The organism is Actinoplanes sp. NPDC051346 (genome assembly GCF_040682215.1).
GTDB lineage: Bacteria > Actinomycetota > Actinomycetes > Mycobacteriales > Micromonosporaceae > Actinoplanes.
The window spans coordinates 91632-104837 of sequence record NZ_JBFBAJ010000006.1 but is presented as its reverse complement, the minus strand read 5'-3'; the positions used below and the strand labels follow the sequence as shown (position 1 = coordinate 104837).

Below are 13206 nucleotides of genomic sequence, written 5' to 3'. Positions count from 1 at the left end.
CGTCTCCCTCCACAAGAGCCATTCATTTGTACGAATCACTCGTACGCGACACGAAGCCCCGACTCAGCAGCGCCTCACGCAGCGCCTGGACCGCGTAGTACGTCCGGGACTTGACCGTGCCGGGCGGCACCCGCAACACCTCGGCCGCCTCGGCGACCGAGCTCTCCCGGAAGTACACCTCGATGAGTACCTGCCGCAGCCGCTCCGGCAGGGACCGCACCGCCTCGCGTACCTCACGAATGTCGATCATTCGTTCGATGTCGTTCGCGGGACCGGCCCGGGCGTCCAGCCGCTCGTCGGCCAACTCACCCGGCCGGGCCTGCGCCGCCCGGATGTGGTCGATCGCGATCCGCCGGGCGACGGTGAACAGCCACTGCCGGCTCCACGTGCCGCTCGCCCCCCTGGCCTGCGGATGCCGCCAGGCCCGGATGAGCGTCTCCTGCACGATGTCCTCCGCCTTGTGCCGGTCACCCTGCAGCAGCTTGATCAGGTAGCTGAGCAGCGCGGAGCTGTACTCCTGCGTCAGGACGTACAACGCCTCGTCAGGGGCCGTCTCCGCCCCCGCCGGGGCTCCGGCCGTCCTGGACGTTTCCGCACCGCCCGACACCGTAGAGCGCTCCTCACCGTCGCCGACACGACCGGGCATGCCCCGGGCGCGCTCCTCGCCCCCCAGCTACGAGCGGGCCCTGCGAACCCTTCAACGGATCGGCATATTTCTTTGAAAAAAGTGCCGCGTCGGTCCCGGCATTGACTCAGATCGGCCGCTCATCCGTAGAAGGGCGGGAACCTGGCAAACCCGGGACGACAGACGGAGGCGGCACGCGATGACAACCATCCCTGCACCGACCGGCCGCTCAGCGACGCGCACGACCGCGTACCGAGGCGTCAACGGCCTGGTCGACGTGCGGCTGGAGGCTGTCGACGGCGGCCTCGTGCGCCCCGGCACCGGGTACCGGCCCCTGACCGCCGATCAGGTCGCCGACCTGGTCATCAACCGCGGAGCAGCCGGTGAGGACGTCCGCGTGCTGCTCGACGACGGTGCCTCACACGCCGCGTTCTTCACCGAGCTGGCCGGGCTGCTCGGCCGCGACGTTCTCATCACCCCGGCCCACGCCCGACTCAGCGACCGGCCGGCCGCCGGACAGGGTCCGGGGCACGCCGTGCCCGTCGACGAGTCGGGCGAGCCGGTGGACTGGCTGGTCGTCCAGCCTTCCGGCCGGGCGACGACGCTGCCCGGCTGGTTCCAGCTGGCCGACGGAGAGGTGCGGCCGCACACCGGCGTCGTCACGCTACCCCTGCCGGACGGGGTCGTGCTGGCCACCCGGTCGGACTTCACCGCCCGCCGTGCCGCCGCCGCCCGGCTGCGCCCGCACGGCGACCCGGCCCTCGCCACCATCGGGGTCACGGTCCGCTCGGGCGCCTTCCTCGTCGGCGACTACCACGGCGGCCAGCAGGTCCACAACGGGCGCTCGCTCGCCGGAGTACTCGCCGACCTACCGCTCTACGGCGCCCACGCCAGGCTGTGGCTCGCCTGGCCGACCGATCCGACCGAACGGGAGCAGCTGACCGGCAACCTCCACGCGCTGGCCGACGCCACCGGCGCCACCCTGTGGACTCCGCCGCCCGGCGGCGTGGTCGAGGTGGCGAGCGAGCACGCCGACCTCGTCGCCTACGACGAGTCCGGCCGCACCACCACCTGGCGGCCGTGCCCGCCACGCGGAGCGGCCGAAACCGAGCAGGCGGCGTTCACGGTGGACGGTCGGCTGTTCACCGTCGGCTCCGACCCCCGTCTCCGCGACACGCCGTGGCAGCAGGCGGTGCCACCCCCCGCGCCGCTCCCCGCCATCGAGGCGGTGCAAACCCCGGCTCCGCCCCCCGTGGTCCGCCCCGCCACCGTCAACCGCCCCGCCGATGGTCGACCGTCCGGTCTGGAGTGGCTACCCCCCGACTCGCCTGTCAACGCGCACGCCTTCGACCTGTACGTGTCCAGCACCGCATCGCCGAAAGAGGCGGTCACCACCGGCATACCCAGCCCGCACCTGTACCTGCTGGGCTCGTTGCAGCCGCCGGCGATCGACCAGCTTCGGCCCGGCGAGAACCTGTTGAAACTCCGGATCGAACCCGAGGGCGCCGTCGCCCTGGCGGACCTGGCGGGTCGGGTACCGGCCAGCATGCAGCACCTGGTCACCGCGTCCGGCGTGTACCTGCTGCCCGCCGGCTGGCTCTCCCACGCCTGGTTGAGCGAGGCGCGGGGGCTGGACGGCACCGGCACGCCCGCCGAGCAGCCCACCGCCGACGGCACCGTCGTCCTACGCTGCTCCGGCGCCCGACACGGAGTCAACGGGCTGCCCGCCGAGCTGCAGCGGTGGCCCCAGCGGCGGACCACCGCGTACGCCCTCGTGTCGCAGAAGGCCCGGTCTCTGCCCGCCGGGTGGATGGTGCTGCACCGTCGACGGCCACCGGCCAAGCCGGGTCACTGGCTGCTCCGGCTACGCCTGCCCAGCCGGGTGGCCTTGGACGTACCCGGCTCGGCACATCTGCTGGAGCCGTTGGCGTCCGTGCGGTCCTGGTGGGGACGGCTGCACGCCGCCCGGGTCGAGCTGATCCTGCCGAGCCGCTCTTACGACCGGGTGATGGTCGTGGGAACGCTGACGTGCACCGGGCGCCGGTGGCGGCGACAGCGACTGCGCGGCACGGTATCCCTCCGCCACCTCGCTGTCGCCGCCCCGAAACCGGCCGGCCAGTGACCCGAGGCTGAACCACGACCAGGCACTGGACCTGGCTTTTCTGATCAGTGAGACGTTGACCGCCCACGCGTGAGCTCAGTCGGGGTCGCGGGGTGACCAGAACATCAGCAGAAACTCGATCGGCACGACGGCGGCGGAGTCGTCGTCGGGCCGGTTGAACTCCTCCATCAGGTCGTGCAGCCGGGATCGGAACTCGGTGGCACGCTCCGGGGAGAGCTTCCTGTCGAGCGCGACGACCATCGGAGTCGGCGCGCTCGACGTCTGTTCGGCCCCTGACGCCGCGCCGAGCCGGCCGGCCAGGATGTCCCGGACCAGCCGTTCGCGGAAGTCGTCGAGCGTCGCGCCGAACGCCTCCGCCAGCTCGCCGGCGTTCCCCGGCGCTGACAGCAGATCGCGGCTGAGCCGCACCGCCAGCTGGGCGACGCGGTACTGACTCTCCTGGATCCCGGAGACCATCCGGGTGCTCGCCACCCGGATGAGGTCGGCCGCCTCCAACACCTTCATGTGCCGGTAGAGCTTCGTCGTGGGCTCACCGAGCCGCTGCGCGATCTCCTTCACCGTGTACGTCGAACTGGTGTCCTCCATCAGCGAGCGCATGATGCCGAGCCGGATGGGGTCGGACAGCGCCTTGAGCGTCTCGACGTCGCTGACCTCGCGAACGACCTCCGGCTCGGTGGGGCCGCTGGGCTGGGCCATGGGAGACCTCCTTTTAACTCGTGGCCAACGTTCACCCTCGATGCTAGCATTCACGAATGGGTGAAAGCTTGAACAACAGTGAACGGTCAGACCAACGTGAACATGGCGCTTCGGGTGAATTGAAAACTTCTACCATGAGGACGCCCGTCCCGCTGCGCCGCAACCACCGGTTCCAGCTGCTGTGGGTCGGCGCCGCCGCCGCCAACCTGAGCCTCGAGGTCGTCGAGGTCGCCTATCCGCTGCTGATCCTGGCGCTCACCGGCTCTCCGGCCCTGGCGGGACTGTTCGGCTTCGTCCAGGTCGGCACGATCATCCTGGTCGGGCTGCCCGCCGGCGTGCTGATCGACCGCTGGGACCGCCGCCGGGTGCTGCTGATCGCGGAGGCCGTCCGCGCTCTCGCCATCGGCGCCATCGTGGCCGGCCTGGTCGCCGGCGTGCTGACCATCGCCTATCTGCTGGTCGTCGCGGTCGTGCTCGGCATGGCCAGCGCCTTCGGCGCCACCGCCCGGATGCTGATGATCCGCGCGGTCGTCCCCGACGAGCAGCTCACCACCGCGCTGAGCCAGGACGAGGTCCGCGGCGGGGTCGCCGCGCTGGCCGGTCCCCCGCTCGGCGGCGCCCTGTTCGTCGCGGCCCGCGCCTTCCCGTTCGTGACCGCGATCGCCGGCTTCGCCATCTCCTTCGTCTGCGCGCTGATCGTCAAGATCCCGGCCGTGGAGCACAGGGACCAGACCATCCGCAGTGCCTGGGCCCCGATCACCACCGCCTTCACCGGGATACGTGAGCTGGTCGCCGACCGGTTGCTGCGCGCCGCGCTGGCCCTGGTCAGCATCTTCTACTTCAGCGTGACCGCCGGCATCCTGATCGTGGTCTACAGCATGCAGCGGCAGGGCGCCCCCGCGAGCCACATCGGTTTCGCCGTCAGCGGCACCGCGATCGGCATGCTGCTCGGCGCGGTCGGAGTCCCCCGGCTCACCAAGGTGGTGCGTCCCGGCGCGATCCTGCTCACCGCCTCCGCCCTCACCACGGTCGCGGTCGGCCTGCTGGCCCTGCCGTACGGTGCGGTCTGGGTCTTCGCGATGCTCTTCGTCGCCGCCCTCGGCCTGCCGGCGCTCAAGATCCTGGTCGACATCCTGATCTTCCGGCAGACCCCCGACCACCGCCGGGGCCGCGCCATCTCGGCCACCTTCACGCTCATCGGCGTCGGCTCCCCGCTCGGCTCCCTCGTCGGCGGTCTCGCCCTGCAGGTCGCCGGCGTCACCGGCGCGGTCCTGCTCATCGCCGGCATCCAGGCGGTCATCACCGTCGCCGGTCTCGCCAACCGCCACGTCACTGCCGCCCGCTGGCCCTCCTGACCCGCCTCCCGCCCGTCAAGACTCTCCGAGCGAAAGGGGAATGTCATGCTGAAGCAGCCCATCTTCATCGTCGGCCACCCCGCTCCGGCACGAGCCTGGTCCGCAGCCTCATCGAGCGCAGCGAGCCCGACGTCGACGTCTCGGGAGTCTTCGCCGTCACCACCCTCGAACTGGGATGACCAGGCAAAGGTCAAGATCGGCATTGGGGCGGCCGCGACCAGACCGCGCAGCCCGCGCGCGACTGAGGTGAATCTAGGCGCAACCTATGAAATTTACAAGCATGGATGCATTGCTTTCGTGTGACTCCGCCGCTACGGTCGACGCTAATAGTTAAACAGTTTGTCAATCATGGTAGCCCTTCAGCCTCACCGCGCATGTCGGCACCTCCTCACCCCACCCCCAGGGAGGCGCCCGAACCCCGCCTTCTCCTCCTGGCTGGCCAGTCTGATCGGCCAGTGCGGCGTCCGCCGTCGGCGGGCGTCCGACTGACCTTCACGTTGGCTGCGCCAACGCGCCCCGCCGTGCGCCAACCCGACTGACAGCACGGCCTGCCACCACCCACCTCGAACAGCGCGGTGCCCGAGACCGATCGACTTCCTTGGCGGGCGTCGCGTCGATTCCCCCTGCCCGCATCGCGGTCCTTACCCCGTACCCGAAGGAGAACCATGCTGTGCGGAGTCATCACTTCGGCCGTCGCGGTCACGACCGCACTTCTTCCACCGGCCCTCCTCGCCGCCACCCCGACCGCGGCCTCGGCCACGCCGTCGGTGCTGTTCACCATCGCCGACGAGCGCATCCCGGAGCAGGACCAGGGCGACGTCTGGCCGGGTCCCGAATGACGCCCCACACCATCGGGCGACTTCCCCAGCGACGAGGTCGACACCAACGGCCCGGTCTTCAAGCGCGGCAACACACGCGAGATCGACGAGGAGCAAAGAGGAGCAGAGAATGAAAGCCATTCCGACCCGGGTACGGCGACGCATCGGCATCACGGCGGCGGCCGTTCTCGTCACCGTCGCCGCGATCGTTCCCGCCGGCGAAAGCTGGGCGCAGGAGACCCTGCTGTCACAGAACCGGCCCACCACGGCGTCATCGAACGAGGACGGCGCGCTCACCCCGGACCGGGCCGTCGACGGCGCCCCGGACACCCGGTGGGCGAGCGCCGAGGGTGCCGATCCACAGTGGATCAGTGTCGACCTCGGACGTACCGCGACAGTGAGCCGTGTCGTTCTGTCCTGGGAGGCCGCGTACGCGACGGCATACCAGATCCAGGTGTCGCCGGACGCGCGGACCTGGAGCCCGGTCTACCAGACCAGTACCGGTAACGGGGAAAAGGACGAACTCCACGGCCTGAACGCCGCCGCCCGGCACGTGCGGGTCTACGGCACCCGACGCGGCACCGCGTACGGGTACTCGCTGTGGGAGCTACAGGTATACGGCAGTACCGGCGCGGCCGACGCCCAGCCGCCCAGCACCCCTGGCAACCTGCGGATCACCGGTACCACGGCCAGCACGGCGACCCTGGCCTGGGCCGCCTCGACCGACAACACCGGTGTCGTCGGTTACCAGGTGCTACGTGACGGCGGCGTGGTCGCGACGGCCACCGGTACCGCCCACACCGACACCGGGTTGAGCGCGGCCACGTCATACACCTACACGGTGCGGGCGCTCGACGCGGCTGGCAACGTCTCGGCACCGGCCGGGCCGGTAAACGCCACCACCGCGCCGCCCGACGCGTCGTTCACCGCGGTCGCCGCCGGCGACATCGCCGAGGAATGCGGCACCGATGACGACGAGTGCGCCCATCCCCGGACAGCCGCCCTGGCCCGATCGATCAACCCGCAGTTCGTCGTCACGATGGGCGACAACCAGTACGACGACGGCACCATCGAACAGTTTCGCGCGAACTACGACAAGACCTGGGGCACGTTGAAGAGCCGTACCCGGCCGAGCCCCGGCAACCACGAGAGCTACGACTCCTCCGGCTATCTGGCCGGCTACCGGGCCTACTTCGGGTCGGCGGCGTTCCCCGCCGGAAAGCCGTACTACAGCTACGACGTCGGCAACTGGCACTTCATCGCGCTCGACTCCAACACCTTCGACGAGTCCGCTCAACTCGACTGGCTCGCCCGCGATCTGGCCGCCACCAGCCGAGGCTGCCTCGCCGCCTATTGGCACCACCCGCTGTTCAGCTCCGGCGAGCACGGCAACCAGCCGGTCGCCCGACCGGTGTGGGACCTGCTACTGCGGCACCGCGCGGACCTGGTGCTCAACGGTCACGACCACCACTACGAGCGGTTCGGCCGACAGAACGCGGCCGGACGCGCCGATCCGAACGGCATCGTCGAGGTCATCGGCGGCACCGGCGGTGCCAGCCCGTACGAAATCGACAACGTCCAACCCAACAGCGAGAAACGGATCACCCACGAGTACGGGGTGCTGAAGCTGACGTTCACCGATGACACCTTCGCCTGGAGGTACCTCGACGTCGACGGTAAGACCCTCGACGCCTCCCCCACCCACACCTGCGACCGGGGGTAGGCGTGTATCTCGCCAGTGTCCGGTCAGGCCGTCCACCCGGCGTCCCGGCCGGGGACCCGATGCTACCCGCGTCGGGTCCCCGACCCGCCGTCGCCGGTACCGTTGTCGCGCTCGGTGCGGTCAGCTTCTGCACCGACGTGTCCAGCGAGATGGTGGCTGCCGTACTCCCGCTGTATCTCGTCGTCGGGCTCGGCCTGAGCCCGGTGCAGGTGGGCCTGCTCGACGGTGCCCAGAATGGAGCGACCGCGCTGCTGCGCCTCGCCGGCGGTCACCTGGCCGACCGGTGGCGCCGACGCAAGCTGGTGGCCGGCATCGGTTACGCGATGTCCGCCGCGGCGAAGGCGGCCCTCGTGGCGGCCGACACCGCGGCGACCAGCATCGGCGCCGCGCTGCTGCTCGACCGGCTCGGCAAGGGCCTACGCACCGCACCCCGCGACGCGCTGATCTCGCTGTCGAGCCATCCCGGCACGCAGGGACGGGCATTCGGCGTGCACCGGGCCATGGACACCGCCGGGGCACTGCTCGGCCCGCTCGCCGCACTGGCGGTCCTGGCCGCCGCCCCCGGCCACTACCCGGCGGTGTTCGTCGCCAGCACCGCCTTCGCCGTGCTCGGACTGGTCGTGCTGGCAGTCTTCGTCACCGAGCACCCCGCACCGGCCCGGCGTGCGGCCGCACCGGTGCGGGCCGGCATCGCTCTGCTCCGCCGGCCCGGTGTGCCCACCCTGTGCGTCCGCGTCAGCCTCCTCGGCGCCGTGACGATCGGTGACAGTTTCGTTTACCTGATCCTGCAACGACGCCTGGACTTCCCCCTCGCCTGGTTTCCGCTGCTGCCCCTCGGCGTCGCGGCCGGATACCTGATGCTGGCCGCCCCGATCGGCCGCCTCGCGGACCGGGTCGGACGGTGGCGGACCTTCCTGGGTGGGCATACCGCGCTGCTGGCGACCTACCTGACGCTGGCGGTGCCGTCAGCCGCCGGTCCGCTGGTGGTGGGAGTGATCGCCCTGATGGGGTTCTACTACGCGGCCACCGACGGGGTCCTGATGGCCGCGGCGGCCCCGCTGTTTCCCGCCGAGCTGCGGACCACGGGCCTTGCCCTGGTGCAGACCGTGCACGCCCTGACCCGGGCGGTCGGCGCGGTGGCCTTCGGCGCGGCGTGGACCGCCTGGGGACTGTCGGCGGCGCTGACCGTCGCAGCCGGCGGCGCGGTTGTGGCACTGCTCGCGGGAGTCATCGGGCATGGGCGCGACAGGTTCCCCCGCCAGGTGACGGGCGGTGTGCGGTGAGCCCGCGATGGCGGCTGGCGGTGACGACCGCGGCAGCCCTGGCGCTGGCGCTCGGCGTCGCGGGCTACCTGCTCCTGGTGCCGCCGCACTCCACCACGCCGGCACTGGGTCCCACGATTGCTCCGGTGCTGGCCCAGCCGGGACGGCTGTGGTTCCGGATGAGCGCCGGGACCACACACGGCACCATCGCCAGCGCGCCGTCGGGCGCCGGTCAGGCGATGCCCGCGCCGGTTCCGCTGCACTGCGACCGCTTCCACACCGCGGGTGGGACCGGCGTGTGCGTGCGGTCGGTGCCGGGTCCCGTTCCGACCTCTGAGGCACTGGTGACCGACGCCCGGCTCGTCGTGCGGCAGCGCGTCGCGCTGCCAGGGGTGGCCTCGCGCGCCCGCGTGTCCGCGTCCGGCCACCTCGTGGCGTGGACCACATTCGTGACCGGTGACTCCTACGCGCAGGGCGGCTTCTCCACCCGCACCGGGCTGCTCGACCTGCGCGGCGGCAACCTCGTCACCAGCATCGAGGACATCCCGCTGTACCGCGACGGAAAGCGCCTGCGTAGCCCCGACCTCAACTACTGGGGCATGACCTTCGCGGCCGACGACGACCGCTTCTACGCCACCGTCGCCACGAACGGCCGCACCTACCTCGTCGAGGGGCGGCTCGGTCGGTGGCGCGCCGACGTACGGCGGGAGAACGTCGAATGCCCGTCGCTGGCGGCGGACGGGAACCGGGTGGCGTTCAAGAAGCGCGTCGACGGCGCGAAGGTGTGGCGGCTCGCCGTCCTCGACCTGGCCACCGGACGTGAAACCGAGCTTCCCGGCACCGACGGCGTCGACGACCAGGCCCTCTGGCTCGACGACCAGACGCTCGCCTACGGCATGGCGGTGGCCGGCGGACGCACCGACATCTTCGTGGTCCACGCCGGCGCCGCCACACCGCCCCGGCTGCTCCGCTCCGACGCCACCTCCCCGGCCGTCACCTGATCCTGTCCGCACATCCAACCCGTTCCAGGAGGTGCCATGAACGAACAGCGCGGCGCTCAGGCCGCGCATCTGGGGCATCGACCTCCAACCAGCGCCGGCGGTCTACCGGCGACGTCCGTCATTGACGGACGCCTGCTCCGTCTTGCGAACACGGCTACTGGCGCGACGGTCGCGAGCTCCTGCGACGCCGCCTGGCGACGTCGGCGGTCCGCACACCGTCCCGCCCACCGACGCACCGCGGTGTGGCCTCGGACTACAGCGGCGGCGGCCGGCCCTGCGTCGTGCTGACCGCCGGCCTGGACCGCCGCGCGAGGCTGCCGATCGAGGTGTCCTCGCCGAACAGCAGGCTGGCCCCGGCCGCCGTGGCGAAGCCGGCCGCGGTCAGCGCCGCCGGGCTGATCGCGGACCGCAGCCGGGCGGCCAGCCGCGGCTGCCCGACGTTCTTCGCCACCGCGTACGGATAGTCCGCCTCGACGGCGCCGTCGGCCGGATCGCGGCGACGAGCTTGACCGGCGAGCCGCCGCCGCGGTGGACGGCGAGCTGTTGCGCGGTCGTCGGAAAGACGCCGGGAGCATCTGGAGTAGACACGGTGAGAGCTCGCCGGAGCGTGGTTGCCGGATCGGCCGCCGCGTTCTTGAGCTTGCTGCGCAGGGTGAGGGCGCGCAGCTGGGCGATGCCCGGATCCGCGGTGGTACGGGCCATCGCCCGTCCAGCGCCGAGCTCAGGAGCAGACCGAGCCACAGCAGCACACCGGCGACCAGCACCGCTAGCGCGGCCGTGCCGGCGGCGGTAAAACCCAGCGCCGGGACCAGGGTCGATGCGGCTGTCACGCGTTCCTCCGCCTGTCGTCACGATCGCGGCGGCCGGCTGCTGGCCCCGAGCCGCGGCGCCGGCGAACGTAACAAGGCCCGCCCGGGCCGTGGCGGCGAAGTGCTATCGGGGGGATGCATCGATGCGCGTACGTACCTGCTGTCCAACGGGGAGCAGTGCCCCGGCCGCCACGACGGCCGTAACATCTTCGAGCATTGGTGTCCGCGTGCGCTTCAGTGAGCCGGTCCTCTGTGTTGCCTCGATGGTGTCCAGGCGTGGCTACGGGATGTCGTTACGGAGGAGGCGGCGGCTGGTGAGCTCGGACCGGCTGTCCAGGCATACCCGGTTGCGCCCCTCGCGCTTGGCCTCGTAGAGGGCCTCGTCCGCGCGGGACAGCAGGGTCGACTGGGTGCTCTCGGCGGTGGCCGAGGTGACGCCGACGCTGACCGTCACCGGGAGGTCGCCGGTGATCGGCTTCCAGTCGTGCTCGGCGACTGTGCGGCGCAGGTCTTCCAGGATGAACACCGCGGCCGACAGGTGGACGCCGGTGATGACCAGGAGGAACTCCTCGCCGCCGACGCGGGCCACCATGCCCCGGTCGCCCACCGGAACCTGGGCGAGCAGGGTGGCGCACTCGGCGAGGACGCGGTCGCCGACCTCGTGCGACAGGGTGTCGTTGATGCGCTTGAAGTAGTCGAGGTCCAGCAGGGCCGTGGTCACCTGGGCACCCTCCGCGGCCACGTCTTTCAGCAGCGACGGTAGAGCCTCGTCGACGAAGCGGCGGTTGCGCAGGCCGGTCAGCGGGTCCCGGCGGGCTTGGTCGCGGAACGCCTCGGCCTGGCGCCGGGCCTCGTCGACCTCGAACAGCGCCTGCCGGTTGCGGGCCTGCGCCTCGCGTTCCTGGTTCAGTTGCGCCTTCTCGACGGCGCGCTGCTCGCACATGGTGTGGAAGGCGCTCTCGAAGTCGCCCGACGCGGCGTAGAGTTGCGCCTGTTCCAGCAGGTTCTTCACGGTCAGGCGGTCGATGTGGGCCGCGTCGGACAGAATCTTGCTCGCGGTCAGTGACTCCTGTGCCTCCTCCAGGGCGCCGCGGTGCCGCTGGACGGCGGCGAGGGTCAACAGCAGGTCGGGTTCGGCGTCGGATTCCGAGTGGTCGCCGGTGCGGTAGGACTCCAGGGCGGCGAGCGCGGCGGTCTCGGCCTCGAGATAGTGGCGCAGCCGCAGCTCCACCCGGGCGATCGTGTCCAGGTCGCAGTAGTCGAGCTCCCAACCCTGCACCTCGCTGAGCGCGACCAGCCGGTCGAGAACCTGGCGTGCCAGGTGGGCGTCGCCGTGCTCGTACTCGCGGTAGGCCCAGTTGTTGAACACCATCGCCTGCAGGCGCAGGTCACCCAGGTCCTCGGCCATCCGGAACGCCTCTTCGTAGCGCTCGCGGGCCGCGGTCAACGACTCCGTCTCGGCGAACGCGTCGGCGAGCTTGATCAGGGACTTGACCGTGACGGTCGGCGGGGTGGTGTCGTCCAGGGCGTCGACCGACTGGATCCGGTGTTCCAGGTTCGCCACCAGGTCACCCATGTTGCGAAACGCCCGGCCGAGCATCTCGTGAGCGCGGGACAGCACCCGGTTGCAGCCCGCGGCGGTCGCCCACGCGTGCGCTTCCCAGGCCAGTTTCATGGACTCGATCAGGTCGCCCCGCCGTTCCACCAGGTCGGCCCGCAGCACGGTGCACCGCCAGCGGAGCACCGAGTCGCCGAGGTCCGCGGCGAGCTGTTCGAGCATCGCGACCCGGGGCAGGGCCACCTCGACGTCGATGCCGGCCTGCTCGGCGAGCGCGTCGATCTCGGCGTCCAGCGCGATCGCATCGAGGGCCGTCGCCGCCACCGCCTGCCCACTGCTCGCCGCATCGCTCATGCCGCCACCCGCCTCCTTCCGCGCCGGGCCGGTACCCGCGGCGCTGAGAAACCGGCCACCATCGCACCATATCGGCGCAGGCTCGCCTGGCTTGAGCCTTTGAATACCCGTTCGGATGACCGCAGCCGTGGAACAGACCAGTTGAGCATGGCGCCCTGGTCGCTGGCCTTCCCCTGTCAGATCTAGCAATCGTCTGCGCGAGGTTGCGAGGTCGCCTACTCTGGGCGGCGTTGGAGCGGGATCACCGTCGCCGGGGCTTCGCGGGCGAACTGAGCCATCGTTGCGCCCGGTGACGCTTGTCGTCGTCGCCGGACTCGTGTGCCGCCGCGAGTAGTCGCTCTCGCAGTTCAATCGGTAGTCGGCCGATGTCTCGTGCCTGGTGCGGGCGGCTCTTCCAGCCGCAGAGGTGCCGGACGGCACCGGCGTCGATCCGGGCGTCTGTGGGGAAGGACTTCACTTGGCCACCATCACGCAACAGGGCATCGCCGTCCCAGCCTGGCCAACGCAGCGAGACCCCGTGATGGAAGCCGACGACAGCGGCCCGACGATCGCTGCTGTCGAAGAACTCGAAAGCAAGATCCCCCAAGCACATGCAGTGCCCGTCGGTCGTCTGCTCCACGGCCAACGCGCCGCGGAGTAGTCGCAGTGCCGCCGGATCAGCTGTGTCCAACAGGATGTGCTCACCCAACACCCGGTCCTCGGACGCACCTCCTTCAGTTACCCGTACCCGGGCAACCTCGCGTAGCACCTGGTCGAGCGATTCCATCGATGTCACCGTGGCATCCTCCTATAGCGGGCAGTCGCAGCCTGCTCGGCCCGCCAGGCGGGTCGCTCGGCGAATTCCCGTACCGCCGTGGCGGAGAACACCGCCGACGCTTCCGAC

The 13206-nt window shown here is 70.9% G+C and carries 11 protein-coding genes; 6 read left to right on the top strand and 5 right to left on the bottom strand.

What is annotated here, in order from left to right; genetic code table 11:
• Positions 1-22: 22 nt before the first annotated feature.
• Complete coding sequence (locus AB0M36_RS16820; RefSeq protein WP_364158020.1) at positions 23-646, bottom strand: sigma-70 family RNA polymerase sigma factor; 624 nt, start codon at positions 644-646, stop codon at positions 23-25.
• A gap of 178 nt (positions 647-824) precedes the next feature.
• Here AB0M36_RS16820 and AB0M36_RS16815 point away from each other — a divergent pair, with 178 nt between their 5' ends.
• On the top strand, positions 825-2747 hold the full coding sequence (locus AB0M36_RS16815) for a hypothetical protein (RefSeq protein ID WP_364158018.1): 1923 nt from the start codon (positions 825-827) through the stop codon (positions 2745-2747).
• Between the two features lie 75 nt (positions 2748-2822).
• On the opposite strand, the gene AB0M36_RS16810 is transcribed toward AB0M36_RS16815, so the two are convergent.
• Positions 2823-3443 carry a helix-turn-helix domain-containing protein gene (locus tag AB0M36_RS16810; RefSeq protein WP_364158015.1) on the bottom strand — a complete coding sequence of 207 codons (621 nt, stop codon included), beginning with the start codon at positions 3441-3443 and terminating at the stop codon, positions 2823-2825.
• A gap of 134 nt (positions 3444-3577) precedes the next feature.
• Between AB0M36_RS16810 and AB0M36_RS16805 the strand changes: the two genes are divergently transcribed.
• The 5 genes from AB0M36_RS16805 to AB0M36_RS16785 all read left to right on the top strand — a co-directional run bounded on the left by AB0M36_RS16805 (position 3578) and on the right by AB0M36_RS16785 (position 9602).
• The gene (locus AB0M36_RS16805) at positions 3578-4798 is read left to right on the top strand and encodes an MFS transporter (RefSeq protein ID WP_364158013.1); all 1221 of its coding nucleotides are present in this window, start codon (positions 3578-3580) and stop codon (positions 4796-4798) included.
• Between the two features lie 665 nt (positions 4799-5463).
• The gene (locus AB0M36_RS16800) at positions 5464-5637 is read left to right on the top strand and encodes a hypothetical protein (RefSeq protein ID WP_364158011.1); all 174 of its coding nucleotides are present in this window, start codon (positions 5464-5466) and stop codon (positions 5635-5637) included.
• A 109-nt stretch (positions 5638-5746) separates the two neighbouring features.
• Positions 5747-7339 (top strand): discoidin domain-containing protein, encoded by a 1593-nt coding sequence (locus AB0M36_RS16795; RefSeq protein ID WP_364158009.1) that lies wholly within the window; start codon positions 5747-5749, stop codon positions 7337-7339.
• A 59-nt stretch (positions 7340-7398) separates the two neighbouring features.
• Positions 7399-8622, top strand: a complete 1224-nt coding sequence (locus AB0M36_RS16790; RefSeq protein ID WP_364158006.1) for an MFS transporter — start codon at positions 7399-7401, stop codon at positions 8620-8622.
• Positions 8619-9602 (top strand): hypothetical protein, encoded by a 984-nt coding sequence (locus AB0M36_RS16785; protein ID WP_364158004.1) that lies wholly within the window; start codon positions 8619-8621, stop codon positions 9600-9602. The genes AB0M36_RS16790 and AB0M36_RS16785 overlap by 4 nt, the downstream gene beginning before the upstream one ends.
• Before the next feature lie 253 nt (positions 9603-9855).
• Here AB0M36_RS16785 and AB0M36_RS16780 read toward each other — a convergent pair whose 3' ends face one another.
• The 3 genes from AB0M36_RS16780 to AB0M36_RS16770 all read right to left on the bottom strand — a co-directional run bounded on the left by AB0M36_RS16780 (position 9856) and on the right by AB0M36_RS16770 (position 13098).
• Complete coding sequence (locus tag AB0M36_RS16780; RefSeq protein ID WP_364158002.1) at positions 9856-10053, bottom strand: hypothetical protein; 198 nt, start codon at positions 10051-10053, stop codon at positions 9856-9858.
• 638 nt (positions 10054-10691) lie between these two features.
• Positions 10692-12323, bottom strand: a complete 1632-nt coding sequence (locus tag AB0M36_RS16775; RefSeq protein WP_364158000.1) for a GGDEF domain-containing protein — start codon at positions 12321-12323, stop codon at positions 10692-10694.
• Positions 12324-12564: 241 nt separating this feature from the next.
• Positions 12565-13098, bottom strand: coding sequence for a hypothetical protein (locus AB0M36_RS16770; protein WP_364157997.1), 534 nt, complete (start codon positions 13096-13098; stop codon positions 12565-12567).
• Positions 13099-13206: the final 108 nt, after the last annotated feature.

Coding starts and splice junctions, on each gene's coding strand:
- AB0M36_RS16820 (WP_364158020.1), bottom strand. CDS start 646: ATGCCCGGTCGTGTCGGCGACGGTGAGGAGCGCTCTACGGTGTCGGGC.
- AB0M36_RS16815 (WP_364158018.1), top strand. CDS start 825: ATGACAACCATCCCTGCACCGACCGGCCGCTCAGCGACGCGCACGACC.
- AB0M36_RS16810 (WP_364158015.1), bottom strand. CDS start 3,443: ATGGCCCAGCCCAGCGGCCCCACCGAGCCGGAGGTCGTTCGCGAGGTC.
- AB0M36_RS16805 (WP_364158013.1), top strand. CDS start 3,578: ATGAGGACGCCCGTCCCGCTGCGCCGCAACCACCGGTTCCAGCTGCTG.
- AB0M36_RS16800 (WP_364158011.1), top strand. CDS start 5,464: ATGCTGTGCGGAGTCATCACTTCGGCCGTCGCGGTCACGACCGCACTT.
- AB0M36_RS16795 (WP_364158009.1), top strand. CDS start 5,747: ATGAAAGCCATTCCGACCCGGGTACGGCGACGCATCGGCATCACGGCG.
- AB0M36_RS16790 (WP_364158006.1), top strand. CDS start 7,399: ATGCTACCCGCGTCGGGTCCCCGACCCGCCGTCGCCGGTACCGTTGTC.
- AB0M36_RS16775 (WP_364158000.1), bottom strand. CDS start 12,323: ATGAGCGATGCGGCGAGCAGTGGGCAGGCGGTGGCGGCGACGGCCCTC.